Genomic DNA, 17896 nt, shown 5'->3' with positions numbered 1-17896 from the left:
GGAAGTCAGGGATGTCGTTCAGGATCGGCACGATCGCGACGGAGGCGGGCCATTTCGGCCACGCGCCCGTCGTCGCGCCGGTCACGCCGGTCGCGCCGGTGACCCCGGCCGAGTCCGGCCGCGGCTTCTCCCAGGGCCGCCCGGAACCCCGGGCCGCGGCCCACAAGGCGGAATCGGCCCTGGCGGCCCTGGCGCCGGCCGCGTTCGAAGCCCTGCTCCAGCTCCAGTCCCAGCCCGACGGGCGCGACGAGGGCCGCGGGCGCGAAGGCCGGGGCCGCGGCGAGCGCCCCGGCCAGGACGACGACCGCGCCGACCGCGCCTGGGACGCCCTCGAGGACGTCCTCGAGCGCCTGCGCGACCGCCTGCCCGGCTGGCCGCCGAGGCCGCCCGTGACTCCGCCGCCCGCCGAACCGCCGCCCGTCGTGGTCCAGCCGCCGCCCGAACCGCCGCCGGTCGTGGTCCAGCCGCCCGCCGAACCGCCGCCCGTGGTGGTCCAGCCGCCGCCGGTGACGCCGGCGCCCGCGCCGGTCGTGGACTCGCCCTATCCGGCGCAGCGCCTGCGCGCCGTGCTGGAGGAGATCCGCAAGCCGGTCGTTGCGCCCGGGACCACCGAGCCCTTCTCCCAGCGCGGGACGGACGCCGCCATCGCGCCGCTCACGCTCACCCGCGAGCAGGCGATCACCCTCCGCAGCCTGGGCCGGGCCTACCAGGGGCAGGCGGCGCTCGCGGTGATGAAGGTCGCGGGAGCCGAAGCGCTCGCCTTCCAGCGGTCGCTCTGGGCCTGATCCCGGGCCGCCCGTGGGGGTGACCCCGCGTGAGCTTGCCTCCGCCCCCGGACGCCTCTACGCCTTGCCGCACGTAGGGAGAGTCCTGAGTTGAAAGAGATCCTCGAAGAACTCGAAAAGCGTCGCGAGAACGCCCGCCAGGGCGGCGGCGAGAAGCGGATCGCCAGCCAGCACGCTAAGGGCAAGCTTACCGCCCGGGAACGGATCGACCTCCTGCTCGACGAGGGCTCCTTCGAGGAGTTCGACATGTTCGTCGAGCACCGGGCCGTCGACTTCGGCATGGCCGAGAACAAGATCCCCGGCGACGGCGTGGTCACCGGCTGGGGCCGGATCAACGGCCGCACGGTCTTCGTCTTCTCCAAGGACTTCACCGTCTTCGGCGGCTCGCTCTCCGGCGCCCACGCCCAGAAGATCCTCAAGGTGCAGCGCCAGGCGCTGAAGATGGGCGCCCCGATCATCGGCCTGTTCGACGCCGGCGGCGCCCGCATCCAGGAGGGCGTGGAGAGCCTGGCCGGCTACGCCGACATCTTCCTCGAGAACACCCTGGCCTCGGGCGTCATCCCGCAGATCTCGGTGATCATGGGCCCCTGCGCCGGCGGCGACGTCTATTCGCCGGCCATCACCGACTTCATCTTCATGGTGAAGGACACCTCCTACATGTACGTGACCGGCCCCGACGTGGTGAAGACGGTCACCCACGAGGACGTCAGCCACGAGGAGCTCGGCGGCTACCGCATCCACGCCATGAAGTCCGGCGTCGCCGACGGCGCCTTCGACAACGACCTGGAGGCGCTCACCCAGGTCCGCCGGCTGGTCGACTTCCTGCCGAGCTGCAACCGCGAGAAGCCGCCGGTCCGCGAGAGCTTCGACGAGCCCTACCGCGACGAGCCCAGCCTCGACACCCTGGTCCCGGCCAATCCCAACAAGCCCTACGACATGAAGGAGCTGATCCTGAAGGTCGTGGACGAGGCCGACTTCTTCGAGATCAGCCCCGACTTCGCCAAGAACATGATCGTCGGCTTCGCCCGCATGGACGGCCAGCCGGTGGGCATCGTCGCCAACCAGCCCCAGGTGCTGGCCGGCGTGCTGGACATCGACGCCAGCCGCAAGGGCGCGCGGTTCGTGCGCTTCTGCGACGCCTTCGAGATCCCGATCATCACCTTTGTCGACGTGCCGGGCTTCATGCCGGGCACCAGGCAGGAGCAGGGCGGCCTGATCCGCCACGGCGCCAAGCTCCTGTTCGCCTACGCCGAGGCCACCGTGCCGAAGATCACCCTGATCACCCGCAAGGCCTACGGCGGCGCCTACGACGTGATGAGCTCCAAGCACATCCGCGGCGACATCAACTACGCCTGGCCGACCGCCGAGATCGCGGTGATGGGCTCGAAGGGGGCGGTGGAGATCATCTTCCGCAACCAGACCCCGGAACAGCTCGCCGAGCGGGAGGCCGAGTACAAGGCCCGCTTCGCCAACCCGTTCGTCGCCGCCAGCCGCGGCTACATCGACGACGTGATCATGCCCCACGGCACGCGGCGCCGCATCGTCCGGGCGCTCAAGAACCTCGCCGGCAAGCAGCTCACCAACCCCTGGAAGAAGCACGACAACATCCCACTGTAGCCGAGGTCTCACGAAGCCGAGAGGCGCCGGCCCCCGCCGGAACGTCCCCGGCCGACCCGTGTTGTGCCCACAGGGCCGATTGCGCCCTCGAAGCCTGAAACACGGAGGACTGCCCCATGGCCGACAGATGGATGGACGATCGCGACCGCCGCATGCGGGACCGCGACTGGCGCCGGTCCGAACAGTACGGACGGGGCGACAACCGCCAGGGTGACTACGGACGTGACGACGACTACGGCGGCCGCTCGCCCGAAGGCCGCAGCTTCGGCTCCGGCGACGACGAGTTCGGCGCCCGCATGTCCGGGCCCGACCGCGACCGGGTGTTCGGTGAGCGCGAGACCGGCGAGAACTACACCCGCGGGACCGGCATGACCTCCGGCGGCGGCGCCTATGGCGCGGGCGGGAGCTACGGCGGCGGCGAGAGCTACGGCCGCGGCGCCGGCGGCCGGCCCTCCGGCTACCAGGGCCGCGGCGGCGGTCGCATGGGCGGCGGCCGCGACTGGCAGGCCCGCGACTACGGCGGGACCAGCCCCGCCTTCCGCAACCAGGACCAGGGCGCCGTCCACGGCCGCCAGTGGCAGGATCGCGACTACGGCGGGACCAGCCCCGCCTTCCGCTCGCAGGACTATACCCGCGGCCAGGACTACAGCCAGGGTGGCCGCTACTACGGCGACGACGAGCGCCAGCCGATCTACCGCGAGGAGTACGGCCTGGGCGGGCGCGAGTACGGCGACGTGCCGCGCGGCTATGACGCCGGCCGCGGCTACGGCGGCGGCCAGTACGGCGGGAGCCAGTACGGCGGGAACCAGTCCGGCGGCCAGTACGGCTACGGCAATGCGCGCCCGGCCTACGGCGGCGTCGGCTCCGGCGGCACCGGCGGCTACGACTATGACCGCGGCTACGGCGACGGCGGCCGCCGCGACTGGGACGGCGACGACCGTGGCGGCATGGACCGGGCCGGCGACTTCCTCAGCCGGGCCGGCCAGAAGGTGGCCAGCTGGTTCCGCGGCGACGACCTGATGGGCGACAGCGGCCGCGACGAGCGCCGCGGCTTCCGCGAGGACTTCGGCCGCGAATGGCGGATGGAGGACCGCGGTCATCGCGGGCGCGGGCCGAAGGGCTACAAGCGCTCCGACGAGCGGATCAGCGACGACGTCCACGAGCGCCTGGCCGACGACAGCTGGCTCGACGCCTCCGGCATCGACGTGAAGGTCTCGGACGGCGAGGTGACCCTGTCGGGTACGGTCGACAACCGCGAGTCCAAGCACCGGGCCGAGCGCCTGGTCGAGGACATCTCGGGCGTCCACCACGTCCAGAACAACCTGCGGATCACCTCGGGCGGGCTGACCGGCTCCGGCCACGGCTTCGGCGACAGCGCCGTCGAGGCCCAGATGCGCCGGGACGAGCCGGCGTCCAACGGCTCCGGCGGCGCGGGCGCCGGGCAGTCGACGGCCGGCCGCAAGACGACCTAGCGAATCTTGGACTTCCCGAAAGGCCGCCCCTATCCTTGGGGGCGGTCTTTCTCATTGTAATCCCTATCGAATTTGGGCGTCTCGTAATAGTCGTCCAGCCGCGCATCGGGGCTGTCCGAAAACGGCTCAGTAGGCGAACGCCCGGTAGCTCTCCTCGCGCTGGGCGGCCTCGGCCCGGGTCTCGAACACCGGGTTGAAGCGCAGCCAGCGCCGCGCCCGCTCGGGCAGGGCGACCAGCACCTCGGCCGGGACCCGGATGTTCACCTCCGGCCGGAACAGCCAGCGCCGCGAATAGCCGATCACCACCATCGGCCGGGGCGTCGCCGACGGGTTGGGCGTCCCCCGGTGGATGTGCCGCACGTCGCGGATCATCACGTCGCCGCGGTTCATGTAGCCCTTCACCAGCGGGATCTCGCCGGTGGCGATCGCCCGCATGCCGTCGGCCTTGGACATCATGTGGGTGCCCGGCGCGTACTCCATCGGCCCCGTCTCGTCGGTGACGTCGACCAGCGGGAAGTTGACCGCCAGCTGGTAGGGCGGGGTCTCGACGCCGCTTTCGGGGAACAGCAGCTGGGTGTCGCGGTGCAGCTCCTGGTGCTCCGAGCCCAGGCAGGGGGTGTCGCTGGCGAGCTGGCACATGACGCCGTCCGCGCCGACCAGCTCCTCGACCACCGCCATCACCGCGTCGTTGTCGATGATCCCGGGGTCTGCCCACAGGTCCTCGAAGGGCAGGGTGACGTAGTAGCGGTGCGCCCCGCGGTTCGGGTTGTCCCCCTCGCGCCGGATCGCCTCCCGCAGCAGCGGCTGGAAGGCGGCGTTCCAGCGGTCGATGGTCTCGACCGGGATCAGGCCGCGCAGCATGGTGACGCTGGTCCGGCGGACCTCGTCCGCATGGGCCCGGGCTTCGGCAGGCGTGAGCTTCATGGCGGTGTTCCCTATCCGACCGCTTCAGGGTAACGCCGGTCGTCCAGCCAAGCTTCGGGGGCGGATCGTCGCATGAGCGGACTATCCACAGACGTCTCGCCCTGGCTCGCCCGCTGGGGGCTGGAGCCCGACGGCTGGCCGTTCTCCACGGTCTTCACCCGCAGCCTGCTGCTGCCGGTTCGCCAGGACGGTCGACCCGCCATGCTGAAGCTCGCCACCTATCACGAGGAGGTGCGCGGCGCTGCGATGATTGCCTGGTGGGCCGGGCAGGGGGCCGCCCCGGTCCTGGCGCGCGAGGACCACGCCCTGCTCCTGCTCCGCGCCGGGGGCGAGGGGGACCTGAAGGCCCTGGTCGCCGAGGGCCGCGACGACGAGGCCACCGCGATCCTCTGCGGCGCGCTCGCCGAGCTCCACGGGCCCAGGCCCCGCCCGCCGCCGGAGGGGCTGATCCCCCTGGAGGACTGGTTCCGCTCCGTCGCGCGGGCTGTCCCCCAGGGCGAGGTGTTCGCCCGCGGCCACGAACTTGCCTGCGCCCTCCTGGCCGAGCCGCAGGACGTCCGGCCGCTGCACGGCGACATGCATCACGGCAATGTCCTCGACTTCGGGCCGCTCGGATGGCTGGCCATCGATCCCAAGGGCGTGCTGGGCGAGCGCGCCTACGACTACGCCAACCTCTTCCGCAACCCGGACATGGAGACCCCCCTGTCGCCCGGCCGCCTGGAGCGCCAGCTCGACCTCGTCTGCCGGCTGGCGGGGCTGGAGCCCCGGCGCATGCTGCAGTGGGTGGCGGCGCACGCCGTGCTGTCGCTCGCCTGGTGTCTCGAGGACGGCATGTATCCGGACCGTTCGATGGACTTCATCGACCTCGCCTTCGCCCGCCTGGACGCCTGAGGGCCTTGTCGCCGATCAAGGCGGCGCGGCGCCCGCCGTGGAGACTGACCGCCGATGCCCTCGCTCTTCCATCAGCTGTGGATCGCCACGGCCATCGTCTCGGCCACGATCGTGATCCACCTGGTGGGCCTCGACGCCCTGCAGGGCCTGGTGCGCTGGCACCTGAAGCGGCTCACCCGCTGGGTGAGCGTGGACCGCCTGATCGTGCCGCTGGGTATCGTGCTCGGGCTGTTCGTCCTGCACGCCGTGGAGATCTGGCTCTACGCCCTGATCTACTGGAAGGCCGGCATGCTCCACAGCCTGGAGGAGGCGCTCTACTTCTCCACCAGCGCCTATTCCACCGTCGGCGAGACCGGGGCCCTGCTGCCCCAGGCCTGGCGGATCGTGGGCGTGCTGGAGGCGATCAACGGCATGCTGCTGATCGGCTGGTCCACGGCCTTCCTGTTCCAGATCCTGCACCACCTGATGTGGGCCGAGGACGACGAGCGCCAGAGCCTGCCGAAGGGCGCCATCGCGCGCCGCCGCCGCCGACCGGATCCGGACTGACTACCCGGCGGGCTGCAGGTGGGCGTTGTCGCCGCGCCCCAGGGGGTCGCGCAGGGGCTCGCCGTCGCGCACGAACTCCAGCGACACCGAGTTGATGCAGTAGCGCAGCCGGGTCGGTGGCGGGCCGTCGGGGAAGACGTGGCCCTGGTGGCTGTCGCAGCGGGCGCAGCGGGTCTCTATGCGGATCATGCCGTAGGAGGTGTCGCGCACCGCCTTCACATGGGCCTCGTCGAACGGCGCCCAGAAGGAGGGCCAGCCGGTGCCGCTCTCGAACTTGGTCCTGTGCCGGAACAGCGGCAGGGCGCAGAGGCGGCAGCAGTAGACGCCGTCGTCCTTCTGGTCGAGCAGGCCGCCGCAGAACGGCGCCTCGGTGCCGTGGTGCAGCAGGACGTCGGCCTCCTCGCGCGAGAGGTCGGCCTCCAGTCGCTTGCGTTCCTCAGCGTTAGGCGGCGAGAGATCGAAACCGGAGAGGGAGACCGCTGGCGTGCTCATGGCCTGCAATCTAAGGTCCGCCCTTCGCCGCTGAAAGACCGGAGACGAGCAGAATGATCATCGCCACCACGCCGGAGGTCGCCGAGGGACGGGTCAGCCGCACCCTGGGCGTCGTCAGCGGCGAAGCGATCATCGGAGCGCACATCTTCCGGGACCTTTTCGCGGGCATCACCAACATCATCGGCGGCCGGGCCGGCGGCTACGAGCGGGCGCTCCGCGAGGCGCGCGACATCGCGCTGAAGGAGATGCAGGACGAGGCGTCCCGCCTGGGCGCCGACGCCGTCATCGGCGTCGACCTCGACTATGAGACCCTCGGTCCCGACGGCAGCATGCTGATGGTCACGGCGGCCGGGACGGCCGTGAAGCTGGGCGCGTAAAGAGCGGAATGTTCAAGAAAATCCTGATCGCCAACCGGGGCGAGATCGCCGTCCGGATCATCAAGACCTGCCGCCGCATGGGCATCGCCACGGTGGTCGTCTACTCCGAGGCCGACGCCGACTCCATGGCCGTGGAGATGGCCGACGAGGCCGTCTTCATCGGCGGCGCGCCGGCGTCCGAGAGCTATCTCGTCGCCGACAAGATCGTCGACGCGGTGCGGGAGACGGGGGCCCAGGCCGTACACCCGGGCTTCGGCTTCCTGTCCGAGAACGCCGGTTTCGCCCGGCGGCTGCAGGCCGAGAACATCGTCTTCATCGGGCCCAACCCCAAGGCCATCGAGGCCATGGGCGACAAGATCGAATCGAAGAAGTTCGCCGCCAGGGCGGGCGTCTCGACGGTCCCCGGCCACGTGGGCGAGATCGACGACACCAAGCACGCCATCAGGATCGCCGAGGAGATCGGCTATCCGGTGATGATCAAGGCCTCCGCCGGCGGCGGCGGCAAGGGCATCCGCGTCGCCTGGAACCGCAAGGACGTGGAGGAGGGCTTCCCGGCCGTTCGCGCGGAGGCCAAGGCCAGCTTCGGCGACGACCGGATCTTCATCGAGAAGTTCATCGAGAGCCCCCGGCACGTCGAGATCCAGGTGCTGGGCGACAAGCACGGCAACGTCGTCCACCTGTTCGAGCGCGAGTGCTCGATCCAGCGCCGCAACCAGAAGGTCATCGAGGAGGCGCCGAGCCCGCTGCTCGACGAGAAGACCCGCAAGGCCATGGGGGACCAGGCCGTCGCGCTCGCCAAGGCGGTCGGCTACGATTCGGCCGGCACCGTTGAGTTTGTCGCCGGTCAGGACCGCAGCTTCTTCTTCCTGGAGATGAACACCCGCCTGCAGGTGGAGCACCCGGTCACCGAACTGATCACCGGCGTCGACCTCGTGGAGCAGATGATCCGCTCGGCGGCCGGCGAGAAGCTGCCGTTCGGCCAGAAGGACCTGAAGATCAACGGCTGGGCGATCGAGAGCCGGATCTACGCCGAGGATCCGTACCGCGGCTTCCTGCCGTCCATCGGCCGCCTCGTGCGCTACGACCCGCCCGCCGAGGGCAAGGCCGCCGACACGGTGATCCGCAACGACGCCGGCGTCCGCGAGGGCGACGAGATCTCGATGTTCTACGACCCGATGATCTCCAAGCTCTCCACCTGGGCGCCGACCCGGGAGAAGGCGATCGACGCCATGGGCCGGGCGCTGGAGGATTTCCACATCGAGGGCCTGGGCCAGAACATCCCGTTCCTCGCCGCCGTGATGGACCAGGACCGGTTCCGTTCCGGCAAGATCTCCACCAACTACATCAAGGACGAATTCCCCGAGGGCTTCCATGGGACGTCGCCCACCGCCTTCCAGCGCGACGTGATGGCGGTGGTCGCCACCCACATGCACCGGGTGCTGGTGAAGCGCTCCGCGCCGGAGTTGCTGCGCCAGGAATGGATCGTCGTGGAGAACGGCGACAGGCGCGTGGTTCGCGTCAGCGACGGCGCCCTGGAGTTCCTCGGCGAGGGCCGCACCCTGCGGCTCACCGGGGTCGACTGGCGTCCGGGCCAGCCGACCTTCGCGGGCGTGCTCGACGGCGTGCCGTTCACGGCCCAGGTGCGGCCGGCCGCCGAGGGCTTCGTCATCCGCCACCGCGCGGCCCAGGGGCATGTCCTGGTGCTCACCCCGCGCTCGGCCGAGCTGCACGAGAAGCTGCCGCCGAAGAAGGCCGCCGACACCTCGAAGATGGTGCTCTCACCGATGCCCGGCCTGGTGGTCAGCGTCGAGGTGGCGCCGGGCCAGGAGGTCAAGACCGGCGAGGTCGTGGCCGTGCTCGAGGCCATGAAGATGCAGAACATCATCCGCGCCGAGGTGGACGGCGTCGTGAAAGCGGTGAACACCCGCTCCGGCGACAGCGTCGCGGCCGACGAGGTCCTGGTGGAGTTCGCCTGACAGAGAGCTCGGCTATAGTCGCGCCATGAACGGCCAGATCGCCTGGGGCGAGCTCTTCTTCTCCGCCAGTGGCCGGGCGGCGCGCGCGCCGTCCTGGCTGGCGACCCTGGTGCTGCTCGCCGTGGCTGCGGTGTACGAGGCGCTGGTCGGGCCGACGCTCCACTGGCTCACCGGCTGGTTCGTCTATCCGGCGCTCGTCTACTGCGGCGCCTGCGTGCTCTCCAAGCGGCTGCACGACCGCGGCCGCTCGGGCTGGTGGGCGGCGCTGATCCTGGTCTCGGTGGTGGCGGTCTGGCCGCACCCGAACGGCTTCCTCGACTTCGTCTTCTTCCTGGTCCTGGTCTGGGCCGCCATCGAGCTCGGCGCCATGCCGGGCGAGCAGGGGACCAACCGCTACGGCCCAAACCCGCTGCGCGTGGGCCTCGCCGCCTAGAGCGGGGGAGCGGCGTCGACGACCTCGCCGAACACTCGGCGGAAGCTGGCCTTCAGGGCCGCGTCCGCCTCGTCCATGGTCACCGGCAGGCCGAGGTCCACGAGGCTCGTCACCCCGTGCTCCGTCACGCCGCAGGGCACGATACCGGAGAAGTGGGAAAGGTCGGGCTCCACGTTGAGCGCGATCCCATGGAATGAGACCCAGCGGCGCAGCTTCACGCCGATGGCGGCGATCTTGTCCTCGCGCGGCGGCGCGCCGGGCGCCTTGCGCTCCACCCAGACGCCGACGCGGCGCTCGCGCATCTCGCCCTTTACGTTGAAGGCGTCCAGCGCCCCGATCACCCACGCCTCCAGGGCGGCGACGAAGGCGCGCACGTCGCGCTGGCGCTTCGTCAGGTCCAGCATGACGTAGGCCACCCGCTGGCCGGGCCCGTGGTAGGTGAACTGGCCGCCGCGGCCGGTGCGGAACACCGGGAATCGGTCGGCGTCGAGCAGGTCCCCCGGCTTGGCCGAGACGCCGGCGGTGTAGAGCGGCGGATGCTCCAGCAGCCAGACGAGCTCGCCGGCGCGGCCCTCGGCGATGGCTTCGGCGCGGGCTTCCATGGCAGCCACCGCCTCGGGATAGCCCACGCGGCCCTGCGAGACGGCCCAGCCGGCGGGCGCTTTATCGCTCCGGCCGAAAAGCGGTCCGGCGGCGGCGGGATTTAACGTGCGGTCAAGCATGTTGAACCAATGTGGGCGTCTGCCCGGCGATGCGAAAGCCGGGAGTGTGCCGAGTTCGTCTTACGCGTGGGGGCGTATCGTCCGTGAGCCAGGTCAAGGCGGTCAATGTCGAGATCCAGGTGGTGCTGGGGCGCTCCCAGCTCCCCATGCAGCAGCTGCTGCGCATGGGCCGCGGCGCGGTGATTCCCCTGGACGCCACGGTGAACGAGGAAGTCTGGATCCTGGCCAACAACCACCCGGTCTATCGCGGCGAGATCCAGATCAACGAGGATCGCATCTCCATCGCGGTCACCCGCGAGGCCAACGTCTACGACTACATGGCCGGCGGCGGCCAGTAGGCGCGATCGGTAGCGGCCGAAAGCCGCCCTTCACAAACCCATCGGCGTTTGCTACCTGCCGCGCCTCACCACGAGCGGTCGTGGCGGAATTGGTAGACGCGCAGCGTTGAGGTCGCTGTGGGGCAACCCGTGGAAGTTCGAGTCTTCTCGACCGCACCATCCTGTTTCGCCCTCTGGGCCCCGCAGGATTAGTGGAACGCACCGGCCGCCGTCCTCGACGGCCGCGGTGAATCAGGATCATTCGATCGGCTAGGAAGAGTCCGTCCATCACATAGTGCAAGGGGAGGTCCGCATGGTTCGCGAAACGGACGACCCCGAGCTGATGGAAGCCGACGAAGACCTGGAAGACCTCGCGCTCGGCGAGGACTACGCCTTCAATCCCGAATTCGTCCGGATGGTCGCCGACGCGCTCGACCGCGGCGATTCGGAGCGGCTGCGCGAACTCCTCGGCGCCCTGCGGGCCGAGGACATCGCCGACCTGATGGGCTTCCTCTCGGCGGACGACCGCGAGGAGCTCCTGCCCCACCTGGACCCGGAGGTCCTGGGCGATGTCATCAACGAGCTCGACACCGAGATCCGTGAGGACGTGCTGGAGCACGTCTCCCCGGCCATCCTCGCCAAGGCGCTGGGCGAGATGGATTCCGACGACGCCGCCGATGTCGTCGACGACCTCGAGGAGGACAAGAAGGCCCAGGTGCTCGCCGCCATGCCCGAGGTGGAGCGGGCGGCCATCGAGACCTCGCTCGCCTACGAGGACGAAACCGCCGGCCGCCTGATGCAGCGCGAGGTGGTGGCCGCGCCGCAGTTCTGGACCGTGGGGCAGGCCATCGACCATTTCCGCAAGGAAGAGGACGACCTGCCGGAGCTGTTCTTCGACGTCTACGTCGTCGACCCCAGCTACAAGCCGGTGGGCGCCGTGCCGGTGAGCCACCTGCTGCGCTCGCGCCGGGAGATCCCGCTCGCCCAGATCATGGAGCAGGTTACCGAGATCCCGGTCGACATGGACCAGGAAGAGGTCGCCTACATCTTCGACAAGTACCACCTGATCTCCGCCCCGGTGGTGGAGCCTGGCGGCCGGCTCGTGGGCCAGATCACCGTCGACGATATCGTGGGCGTCATCCAGGAGGAACGCGAGGAGGACATCCTGGCGCTGGCCGGCGTATCCGACGCGGGCCGCGACGCCGACGTCTTCGGCATGGTGCGCTCGCGCCTGCCGTGGCTGCTGCTCAACACCCTGACGGCTGCGCTGGCGGTCAGCGTGATCCGGGCCTTCGAGGGCCAGATCGTGCAACTGGCCGTGCTCGCCGTCCTCATGCCCGTCGTGGCCTCGCTCGGCGGCAACGCCGGCACCCAGACCCTGGCCGTGGCCGTGCGCGCCCTGGCCAGCCGCGAGCTCTCGGCGGTGAACGCCGTGCGCACCATCGGCCGCGAGGCGCTGGTGGGGATGGTCAACGGCTGCGCCCTGGCCGTGGTGACCGGCCTGGTGCTCTACCTGCTGTTCCGGGACGCGGGTCTTTCCCTGGCCTTCGGCCTTGCCCTGGTGATCAACCTGTTCGTCGCGTCGCTCGCCGGCGCGCTGATCCCCCTCGCGCTCGACCGGATGGGCCGGGATCCGGCGGTATCCTCGGTGGTCTTCGTCACCTTCGTGACCGACTTCACCGGCTTCTTCGCCTTCCTGGGACTTGCGGCTCTCATCCTGTTGTAAACCTTAGCCGGGTTACGACACTCGGCCCGGGGATTGCTTAACCCTGGCTGGGCGCTTCGGCGCCTGTGTCAGAACGGGTCAGTGAGGGCATGAAGCCGCGCCACCACGTCTCCCGGACCGCGATCGAGCTGATCAAGCGGTTCGAGGGCTATCGCCGCAAGGCCGCCCAGCTGCCCGACGGGCGCTGGACGATCGGCTACGGCCATACGCTGACGGCGCGCCAGGGGGCCGAGGTCTCCGAGGACGACGCCGAGGCGCTGCTGCTCTACGACCTGATCGCCGTCGCCAAGGCGGTCAACGAGCTCACCTTCACGCCGCTCACCCAGAACCAGTTCGACGCGCTCTGCGCCTTCGCCTTCAACATCGGTGTCGAGAGCTTCCGCGCCAGCCGGGTCCTCAAGCAGGTCAACGAGGGCGCACTGATCCAGGCCGCATGCGGCATGGAGCTGTGGCGCAAGGCCGAGTTCGAGGGCGAGGTGATTCTCATCGACGCCCTGGTCCGCCGGCGCGCGGCCGAGAAGGCCCTGTTCCTGACGCCGCCGGGCGGCGCCTGGGTTCCGGTTCCCTCCGCCGTGCTGAAGCCGGGCCTGGACATCGAGGCCGAGGCCCTGGTCCCCGCCAGCCCGCCGGCGCCGGTGGTCACGTCGCTGGAGGGCGAGGCGGTCCGGGTGCTGCGCGAGGACGAGCCTGCGCCGCGGCCCCTGCCGCCGGAAGGCGAGAGCCCGGTGACGGCCGCCGCGGAGGCGGTGACCGCGCGCCTGGCCACTGTCTTCCCGGACGAGGCCGCCGCGCCTGCCGCCGAGCCCGAGCCCGAGGCCGAACCCGCTCCCCATCTCGAAGACGCCCGGCCGCAGGCCGACTTCGCCCCGCCGATCACCGTCGACACGGGCGGCGAGGACGCCGCCGAGCCGGAGGCCGAGCCCTTCGAACTGGTCCCGCCGGAGCCTGCCGCCGAAGAGGCTCCCGAGCTGGTCATCGAGGAGAATGAGCCGGAACGCGTGGTCGAAGGGCCCGCCGCGCCCGACCTGTTCGAGCAGCCGTCGCCCGCCAACGACGCCCGCGCCGCCGAGGCGCCCTCCGTCGACGAGGCCGAGGCCGCCGCCCGCGAACGGGTCGTCATCGACGATACCGCGCCCTACGAGTTCATCCCGACGCCGGTGCAGCCGCTGCAGCGGCCCAAGGACGGCTACCTCTCCCTGGTCAGCCTGGCGGTGCTGGGCCTGGCCTTCTTCGCGGGTGGCCTGTTCTGGGCGGTGAACGCCCAGGCTGGCCTGGAGCAGCCCGCCTGGATGTCGCCGAAGGTCGTGGGGGCCCTGGCCTGCGTGGCCGGCGTCGGCTTCTTCTCCATCGCCCTGTTCCTGCTGCTCCAGCGGCTGGGGCAGGCGGCCGAGCGGGCGGACGGGAACCCGCGGATCTAGGCTTCCCGGTCTCGCGACCCGCGGCGACGCATGCTAACGCTCGCCCATGATCCCCAATCACGGCCCCTCCCTGGAGTTCGGCCTCGGCGAGACCGCCGACGCCATCCGCGAGACCACGGCGCGCTTCGCCGCCGACAAGATCGCGCCCATCGCGGCGAAGATCGACGAGACCAATGAATTCCCCCGCGAGCTGTGGCCCCAGATGGGCGAGCTCGGCCTCCACGGCGTGACCGTGGAGGAGGCCTACGGCGGGCTGGGCCTGGGCTACCTGGAGCACGTGGTGGCCATGGAGGAGGTGTCGCGGGCCTCGGCTTCGGTCGGCCTGTCCTACGGCGCCCACTCCAACCTCTGCGTGAACCAGATCCGTCGCTGGGGCACCGAGGAGCAGAAGCGGCGCTACCTGCCCAAGCTGATCTCCGGCGAGCACGTCGGCTCCCTGGCCATGAGCGAGGCCGGCGCGGGGTCGGACGTGGTCTCCATGCGCCTGCGCGCCGAGAAGCGCGGCGACCGCTATGTGCTCAACGGCACGAAGTTCTGGATCACCAACGCGCCGCACGCCGACACCCTGGTGGTCTACGCCAAGACCTCGCCCGAGGAGTCCTCCAAGGGCATCACCGCCTTCCTGATCGAGAAGGGGTTCAAGGGGTTCTCGGTCAGCCAGAAGCTCGACAAGATGGGCATGCGCGGCTCCGACACCGGCGAGCTGGTCTTCGAGGACTGCGAAGTGCCCGAGGAGAACGTCATGGGGCCCGAGAACGGGGGCGTGGGCGTGCTGATGAGCGGCCTCGACTACGAGCGGGCCGTGCTCTCGGCCGGGCCGCTGGGCATCATGCAGGCCTGCCTGGACGTGGTTCTGCCCTACGTCCGCGAGCGCAAGCAGTTCGGCAAGCCGATCGGCTCGTTCCAGCTCATGCAGGGCAAGGTCGCGGACATGTACGTCGCCCTGAACTCCGCCCGGGCCTACGTCTACGCCGTGGCCAGGGCCTGCGACGCCGGCCTGACCACCCGCTTCGACGCCGCCGGCGCGATCCTGATGGCCAGCGAGAACGCCGTGAAGGTGTCGCTGGAGGCGATCCAGGCCCTCGGCGGCGCGGGCTATACCAAGGACTATCCGGTCGAGCGATTCCTGCGGGACGCGAAGCTGTACGACATCGGCGCCGGGACCAACGAGATCCGGCGCTTCCTGATCGGAAGGGAGCTGATCGGCGGATGAGGCGGGCAGGGGGCTTGCTGCTGGCGCTGGCGCTGTCGGGCTGCGCCACGATCGAGCGGGCGCAGGCGCCGCGGGAGCCGGCGTGCCCGGCCGGCCAGGAGCACCTGCGCACGGCCCAGCTGTTCTTCGGCCGCAGCGCGGGCCAGACGCCGAACGTCAGCGAGGCCGCCTTCAGCCAGTTCGTGGACCAGGAGATCACGCCGCGCTTCCCCGACGGCCTGACGGTCATGGACGGCGGCGGCCAGTGGCGGGGCAGCGAGAACCAGCTGATCCGCGAGGCGGCCAAGGTGGTGCTGATCGTCCTGCCGCGGAAGGGCGACGCCCTGCAGAAGATCAACGCCGTGCGCGACGCCTACAAGACCCGGTTCTCGCAGGAGACGGTCCTGCTGATCACCCAGGCGGCCTGCGTCTCCTTCTAGCTCAGGCCAGCGCCGCGTGCGCCTGGCGCAGGGCCTCGGCCGTACCGGCGTCGGCCGGGAAGAAGGTCTCCAGCGTCAGTTCGGAGAGCGTGATGTCCACCGCCGTCCCGAAGACGGTGGTGGTGCTGAAGAACGAGAGCATGCGGTCCCCCAGCATCACCTGGAACGGAATGGCCACGCCGCCGAGATCCTCCGGCCGCCGGTCCGGAGCGGGCGGGACCGGATAGGCCTTCACCTCGGCGATCAGCTCGATCAGCGCCGGATCGGCGCTCAGTTCCGCCTGCCGGCGCAGCCGCTCCAGGATGTGTGTCCGCCACTCCGCGGCGTTGACCGTTCGTGGCGCCAGCCCCTGCGGGTGCAGCGACAGGCGCACCACGTTCAGCGGCGGCGCCAGGAGCGCCGGGTCCACGCCCTCCAGCAGCGGGGCGACCATCCGGTTCGCCGCCACCAGGTTCCAGCGCTGGTCGACGACCAGGGCGGGGTAGGGCTCGTGGCCGGCGAGGATCAGGTCCACGGCCCGTCGCGCGGCGGCCATGGCCGGGTCGTCCAGGGCGCGTTCGGGGAACACGGGCGCGAAGCCTGCGGCCACCAGCATGACGTTGCGCTCCCGCAGGGGGATGTCGAGCTGCTCGGCCAGACGCAGCACCATCTCGCGGCTCGGCTGGGCGCGCCCGGTCTCCATGAAGCTGAGGTGGCGGGTGGAGATATCCGCTTCCAGGGCGAGGTCGAGCTGGCTCATGCGGCGGCGCTGGCGCCATTCGCGCAGATGGTCGCCGACGGGGCGGGGCGAAGCGAGCATGCCCGGGACGATAGCGGCGTGGCGGCGTCCGTCCATGACCTCGCAGGTAAGGGCCGCGCCGCTGCGGGTCGCCGGAGTCCTCCGGCGACCCGCCACTGGGCTCGCGCCGGACAGACCCTCTCGGGCCTCTCCAAAGTCCGTCGCGTCGGCCGCAGCGTCGGCGCGCGCGGACGGGAGGACCGCAGGCGCCGAGGCTGACGGGAGGCATGTCACCTTCCGGAGGGACCAACGACACGGCCCCGTGGATTCATCCGCCGGGGGCGAAAAAAAGCGTGCCTCAGGGGCCCCGGAGCGCCGTGCGCTGCGCGCCGACCGACAGCGGATCGGTGCGCAGCTCGAAGGCCACGAGGCCCTTGCCGTAGACGGGATCCGGGCCGGGCACGCCGAGGTCGGTCGACTCCTCCCCGAGCGCAGCGACCGCGCGGGCGGCCGCCGCCGGGTCGGGCCGGCGGATCATCCGCGCCAGCCGGCCGGCCGCGATGGGAGCGGCGAAGGAGGTGCCGCGCACCTTCACGAAGCCCGCCAGCCCGCCGGCGGCCATGTCCGCGCCCGGGGCGGCGAAGTCCACGTGCGGACCGCGCACGGCCTCGGGCAGCGCGCGCCGGCGGGCGTCGACCGCTGTCACCGCCACCACGCCGGGATAGGCGGCCGGATAGAGCGGCCCCGCGGCCGCGCCGTCGTTGCCGACCGCGGCGACCACCACGTGCCCGCGGGCGGTCAGCGACTGGATGGCGGCGGCCAGCAGGCGGTTCGGAGGGCCCACCAGGCTGACATTGATCACCGGCACATGGTTCTCGGCCAGCCAGGCGAGGCCCCGCACCAGGGCCTCGACGGAGCCGCCGGTCGGCGTCGCGCCATAGACGTCGGCGACGTAGACGGTCGCCCCGGGCGCCGCGCCGCGGAACGGGCCGTAGGCGCCGGCGATCAGCGAGGCCACGGCGGTCGCATGGGCGGTGGGCGGCGTCTTGCCGGGCACGAAGGCCTTCTGGACAAGCTTCGCGCCCGCCAGCGTCGGATGGCCCCGGGCCACGGCGCCGTCCACCAGTCCGACGCGGATGCTGGGGTCCGGCCGGACCCGCGCCAGGCCGGCGGCCGGCGCGGCGCCGGCGGCCAGGGCGGCCGCGCCGCCCTGCTGGTAGAGGTGGTTGAACTCGTACTGGCCCTGCGGATCGAGCGTCCGGAGCCGCTGGGCGGCTTCGGTGGCCGGCATGCCGCGTGGCGCGGTCAGCACGACGACCTCCAGCCCAAGTCCTCCGTAGGCCTGGGCCCGGCCGACGCGGAACCCCGCCCGTCGCGCCAGGGAGAGGGCGGCGGGGCTCGGCGCGATCGCCAGCACCTGGCCGCGGACGATCGGCTCGCCCGCCGGGTCGGCCTCGATCCGGCGGGGATGGTCGCGGATCAGCCGCTGGGCCTGCTGGCTGCGGCTGGGGACGGTGGGCAGCTCCTGCGCCGGACGGCTCATGACCTCCACGATCCGGGCTTCGTCGCGGGCCACGCCGGGCCCGTCGCGGTCCGGGCCGGCGTCCTCGCGGGCGGCCTGGACCTCGTCCGCCCGGTCGCTGCGCAGGGCCTCGCCCCGCCAGTCGACGCCGCCGAACCCGCGCTCATCGGCCGGGCTGGGGGCGGAGCCGGTCTGGCCGGGCGCCTCACCGGACGCGCCGGGCGAGCCGTCGCCGCTCCGCCCGGGCGGACCCTCGGCGGCCGGCTCCCCGCGCGCCGGGGTCGCGCCCGCTTGTCCCGGAGGTCCGCCGCCCGCCAGTCCGGGCGGT

Annotated in this window: 18 protein-coding genes and 1 tRNA gene; 14 read left to right on the top strand and 5 right to left on the bottom strand. The window is 71.4% G+C overall.

The genetic code is table 11. From position 1 onward, the window contains the following. The first annotated feature begins 11 nt into the window (after positions 1-11). From V7Z97_RS03150 to V7Z97_RS03140, 3 genes are all read left to right on the top strand, one after another. On the top strand, positions 12-785 hold the full coding sequence (locus V7Z97_RS03150) for a hypothetical protein (RefSeq protein WP_334161374.1): 774 nt from the start codon (positions 12-14) through the stop codon (positions 783-785). Between the two features lie 90 nt (positions 786-875). Further along, positions 876-2402: an acyl-CoA carboxylase subunit beta gene (locus tag V7Z97_RS03145; RefSeq protein WP_334161373.1), complete on the top strand. Its 1527-nt coding sequence runs from the start codon at positions 876-878 to the stop codon at positions 2400-2402. Positions 2403-2518: 116 nt separating this feature from the next. After that, positions 2519-3874 carry a BON domain-containing protein gene (locus tag V7Z97_RS03140; protein WP_334161371.1) on the top strand — a complete coding sequence of 452 codons (1356 nt, stop codon included), beginning with the start codon at positions 2519-2521 and terminating at the stop codon, positions 3872-3874. 126 nt (positions 3875-4000) lie between these two features. Here the strand turns inward: V7Z97_RS03140 and V7Z97_RS03135 are convergent, their stop codons facing one another. Next, positions 4001-4798: a phytanoyl-CoA dioxygenase family protein gene (locus V7Z97_RS03135; protein WP_334161370.1), complete on the bottom strand. Its 798-nt coding sequence runs from the start codon at positions 4796-4798 to the stop codon at positions 4001-4003. 72 nt (positions 4799-4870) lie between these two features. On the opposite strand from V7Z97_RS03135, the gene V7Z97_RS03130 reads away from it, so the two are divergent. Next, positions 4871-5689, top strand: a complete 819-nt coding sequence (locus V7Z97_RS03130) for an aminoglycoside phosphotransferase family protein (protein WP_334161368.1) — start codon at positions 4871-4873, stop codon at positions 5687-5689. 54 nt (positions 5690-5743) lie between these two features. After that, positions 5744-6235: an ion channel gene (locus V7Z97_RS03125; RefSeq protein ID WP_334161367.1), complete on the top strand. Its 492-nt coding sequence runs from the start codon at positions 5744-5746 to the stop codon at positions 6233-6235. Here V7Z97_RS03125 and msrB read toward each other — a convergent pair whose 3' ends face one another. Further along, on the bottom strand, positions 6236-6727 hold the full coding sequence (msrB, locus tag V7Z97_RS03120; RefSeq protein WP_334161366.1) for a peptide-methionine (R)-S-oxide reductase MsrB: 492 nt from the start codon (positions 6725-6727) through the stop codon (positions 6236-6238). It lies immediately after the preceding gene. Positions 6728-6780: 53 nt separating this feature from the next. Here msrB and V7Z97_RS03115 point away from each other — a divergent pair, with 53 nt between their 5' ends. From V7Z97_RS03115 to V7Z97_RS03105, 3 genes are read left to right on the top strand one after another with little or no spacing between them, the layout of a single operon-like run. Beyond that, positions 6781-7104, top strand: a complete 324-nt coding sequence (locus V7Z97_RS03115; RefSeq protein ID WP_334161364.1) for a heavy metal-binding domain-containing protein — start codon at positions 6781-6783, stop codon at positions 7102-7104. Between the two features lie 8 nt (positions 7105-7112). Further along, positions 7113-9080, top strand: a complete 1968-nt coding sequence (locus tag V7Z97_RS03110; RefSeq protein ID WP_334161363.1) for an acetyl/propionyl/methylcrotonyl-CoA carboxylase subunit alpha — start codon at positions 7113-7115, stop codon at positions 9078-9080. 25 nt (positions 9081-9105) lie between these two features. After that, positions 9106-9513 carry a DUF805 domain-containing protein gene (locus V7Z97_RS03105; RefSeq protein ID WP_334161362.1) on the top strand — a complete coding sequence of 136 codons (408 nt, stop codon included), beginning with the start codon at positions 9106-9108 and terminating at the stop codon, positions 9511-9513. On the opposite strand, the gene lipB is transcribed toward V7Z97_RS03105, so the two are convergent. After that, on the bottom strand, positions 9510-10235 hold the full coding sequence (gene lipB, locus V7Z97_RS03100) for a lipoyl(octanoyl) transferase LipB (RefSeq protein WP_334161360.1): 726 nt from the start codon (positions 10233-10235) through the stop codon (positions 9510-9512). The genes V7Z97_RS03105 and lipB overlap by 4 nt on opposite strands. Before the next feature lie 29 nt (positions 10236-10264). Between lipB and V7Z97_RS03095 the strand changes: the two genes are divergently transcribed. From V7Z97_RS03095 to V7Z97_RS03070, 6 genes are all read left to right on the top strand, one after another. Further along, positions 10265-10573, top strand: coding sequence for a FliM/FliN family flagellar motor switch protein (locus V7Z97_RS03095; RefSeq protein ID WP_334161359.1), 309 nt, complete (start codon positions 10265-10267; stop codon positions 10571-10573). Between the two features lie 74 nt (positions 10574-10647). Further along, positions 10648-10732: transfer RNA gene (locus V7Z97_RS03090), tRNA-Leu, on the top strand. A gap of 133 nt (positions 10733-10865) precedes the next feature. After that, entirely contained in the window at positions 10866-12278 is a 1413-nt protein-coding gene (gene mgtE / locus V7Z97_RS03085; protein ID WP_334161358.1) for a magnesium transporter, read from the top strand. A gap of 89 nt (positions 12279-12367) precedes the next feature. Further along, positions 12368-13696, top strand: a complete 1329-nt coding sequence (locus V7Z97_RS03080; RefSeq protein WP_334161357.1) for a lysozyme — start codon at positions 12368-12370, stop codon at positions 13694-13696. Between the two features lie 46 nt (positions 13697-13742). Beyond that, positions 13743-14909: an isovaleryl-CoA dehydrogenase gene (locus tag V7Z97_RS03075; protein ID WP_334161356.1), complete on the top strand. Its 1167-nt coding sequence runs from the start codon at positions 13743-13745 to the stop codon at positions 14907-14909. A gap of 14 nt (positions 14910-14923) precedes the next feature. Then, complete coding sequence (locus V7Z97_RS03070; RefSeq protein ID WP_334161355.1) at positions 14924-15328, top strand: DUF3574 domain-containing protein; 405 nt, start codon at positions 14924-14926, stop codon at positions 15326-15328. A 1-nt stretch (position 15329) separates the two neighbouring features. Here the strand turns inward: V7Z97_RS03070 and V7Z97_RS03065 are convergent, their stop codons facing one another. Beyond that, positions 15330-16163: a helix-turn-helix domain-containing protein gene (locus V7Z97_RS03065; protein WP_334161353.1), complete on the bottom strand. Its 834-nt coding sequence runs from the start codon at positions 16161-16163 to the stop codon at positions 15330-15332. Between the two features lie 241 nt (positions 16164-16404). Next, positions 16405-17622: a S8 family serine peptidase gene (locus tag V7Z97_RS03060; RefSeq protein ID WP_334161351.1), complete on the bottom strand. Its 1218-nt coding sequence runs from the start codon at positions 17620-17622 to the stop codon at positions 16405-16407. Positions 17623-17896: the final 274 nt, after the last annotated feature.

The organism is Phenylobacterium sp. (genome assembly GCF_036821595.1).
GTDB lineage: Bacteria > Pseudomonadota > Alphaproteobacteria > Caulobacterales > Caulobacteraceae > Phenylobacterium.
Note: the sequence above shows the minus strand (reverse complement) of the source record. Positions and strands in the feature narration are given on the sequence as shown.

What these genes read in the sequence shown, in the direction of transcription:
- V7Z97_RS03150 (WP_334161374.1), top strand. Translation starts at nt 12, where the DNA reads ATGTCGTTCAGGATCGGCACGATCGCGACGGAGGCGGGCCATTTCGGC.
- V7Z97_RS03110 (WP_334161363.1), top strand. Translation starts at nt 7,113, where the DNA reads ATGTTCAAGAAAATCCTGATCGCCAACCGGGGCGAGATCGCCGTCCGG.
- V7Z97_RS03130 (WP_334161368.1), top strand. Translation starts at nt 4,871, where the DNA reads ATGAGCGGACTATCCACAGACGTCTCGCCCTGGCTCGCCCGCTGGGGG.
- V7Z97_RS03125 (WP_334161367.1), top strand. Translation starts at nt 5,744, where the DNA reads ATGCCCTCGCTCTTCCATCAGCTGTGGATCGCCACGGCCATCGTCTCG.
- V7Z97_RS03080 (WP_334161357.1), top strand. Translation starts at nt 12,368, where the DNA reads ATGAAGCCGCGCCACCACGTCTCCCGGACCGCGATCGAGCTGATCAAG.
- V7Z97_RS03075 (WP_334161356.1), top strand. Translation starts at nt 13,743, where the DNA reads ATGATCCCCAATCACGGCCCCTCCCTGGAGTTCGGCCTCGGCGAGACC.
- mgtE (WP_334161358.1), top strand. Translation starts at nt 10,866, where the DNA reads ATGGTTCGCGAAACGGACGACCCCGAGCTGATGGAAGCCGACGAAGAC.
- V7Z97_RS03140 (WP_334161371.1), top strand. Translation starts at nt 2,519, where the DNA reads ATGGCCGACAGATGGATGGACGATCGCGACCGCCGCATGCGGGACCGC.
- lipB (WP_334161360.1), bottom strand. Translation starts at nt 10,235, where the DNA reads ATGCTTGACCGCACGTTAAATCCCGCCGCCGCCGGACCGCTTTTCGGC.
- V7Z97_RS03135 (WP_334161370.1), bottom strand. Translation starts at nt 4,798, where the DNA reads ATGAAGCTCACGCCTGCCGAAGCCCGGGCCCATGCGGACGAGGTCCGC.
- msrB (WP_334161366.1), bottom strand. Translation starts at nt 6,727, where the DNA reads ATGAGCACGCCAGCGGTCTCCCTCTCCGGTTTCGATCTCTCGCCGCCT.
- V7Z97_RS03105 (WP_334161362.1), top strand. Translation starts at nt 9,106, where the DNA reads ATGAACGGCCAGATCGCCTGGGGCGAGCTCTTCTTCTCCGCCAGTGGC.
- V7Z97_RS03115 (WP_334161364.1), top strand. Translation starts at nt 6,781, where the DNA reads ATGATCATCGCCACCACGCCGGAGGTCGCCGAGGGACGGGTCAGCCGC.
- V7Z97_RS03065 (WP_334161353.1), bottom strand. Translation starts at nt 16,163, where the DNA reads ATGGACGGACGCCGCCACGCCGCTATCGTCCCGGGCATGCTCGCTTCG.
- V7Z97_RS03095 (WP_334161359.1), top strand. Translation starts at nt 10,265, where the DNA reads ATGCGAAAGCCGGGAGTGTGCCGAGTTCGTCTTACGCGTGGGGGCGTA.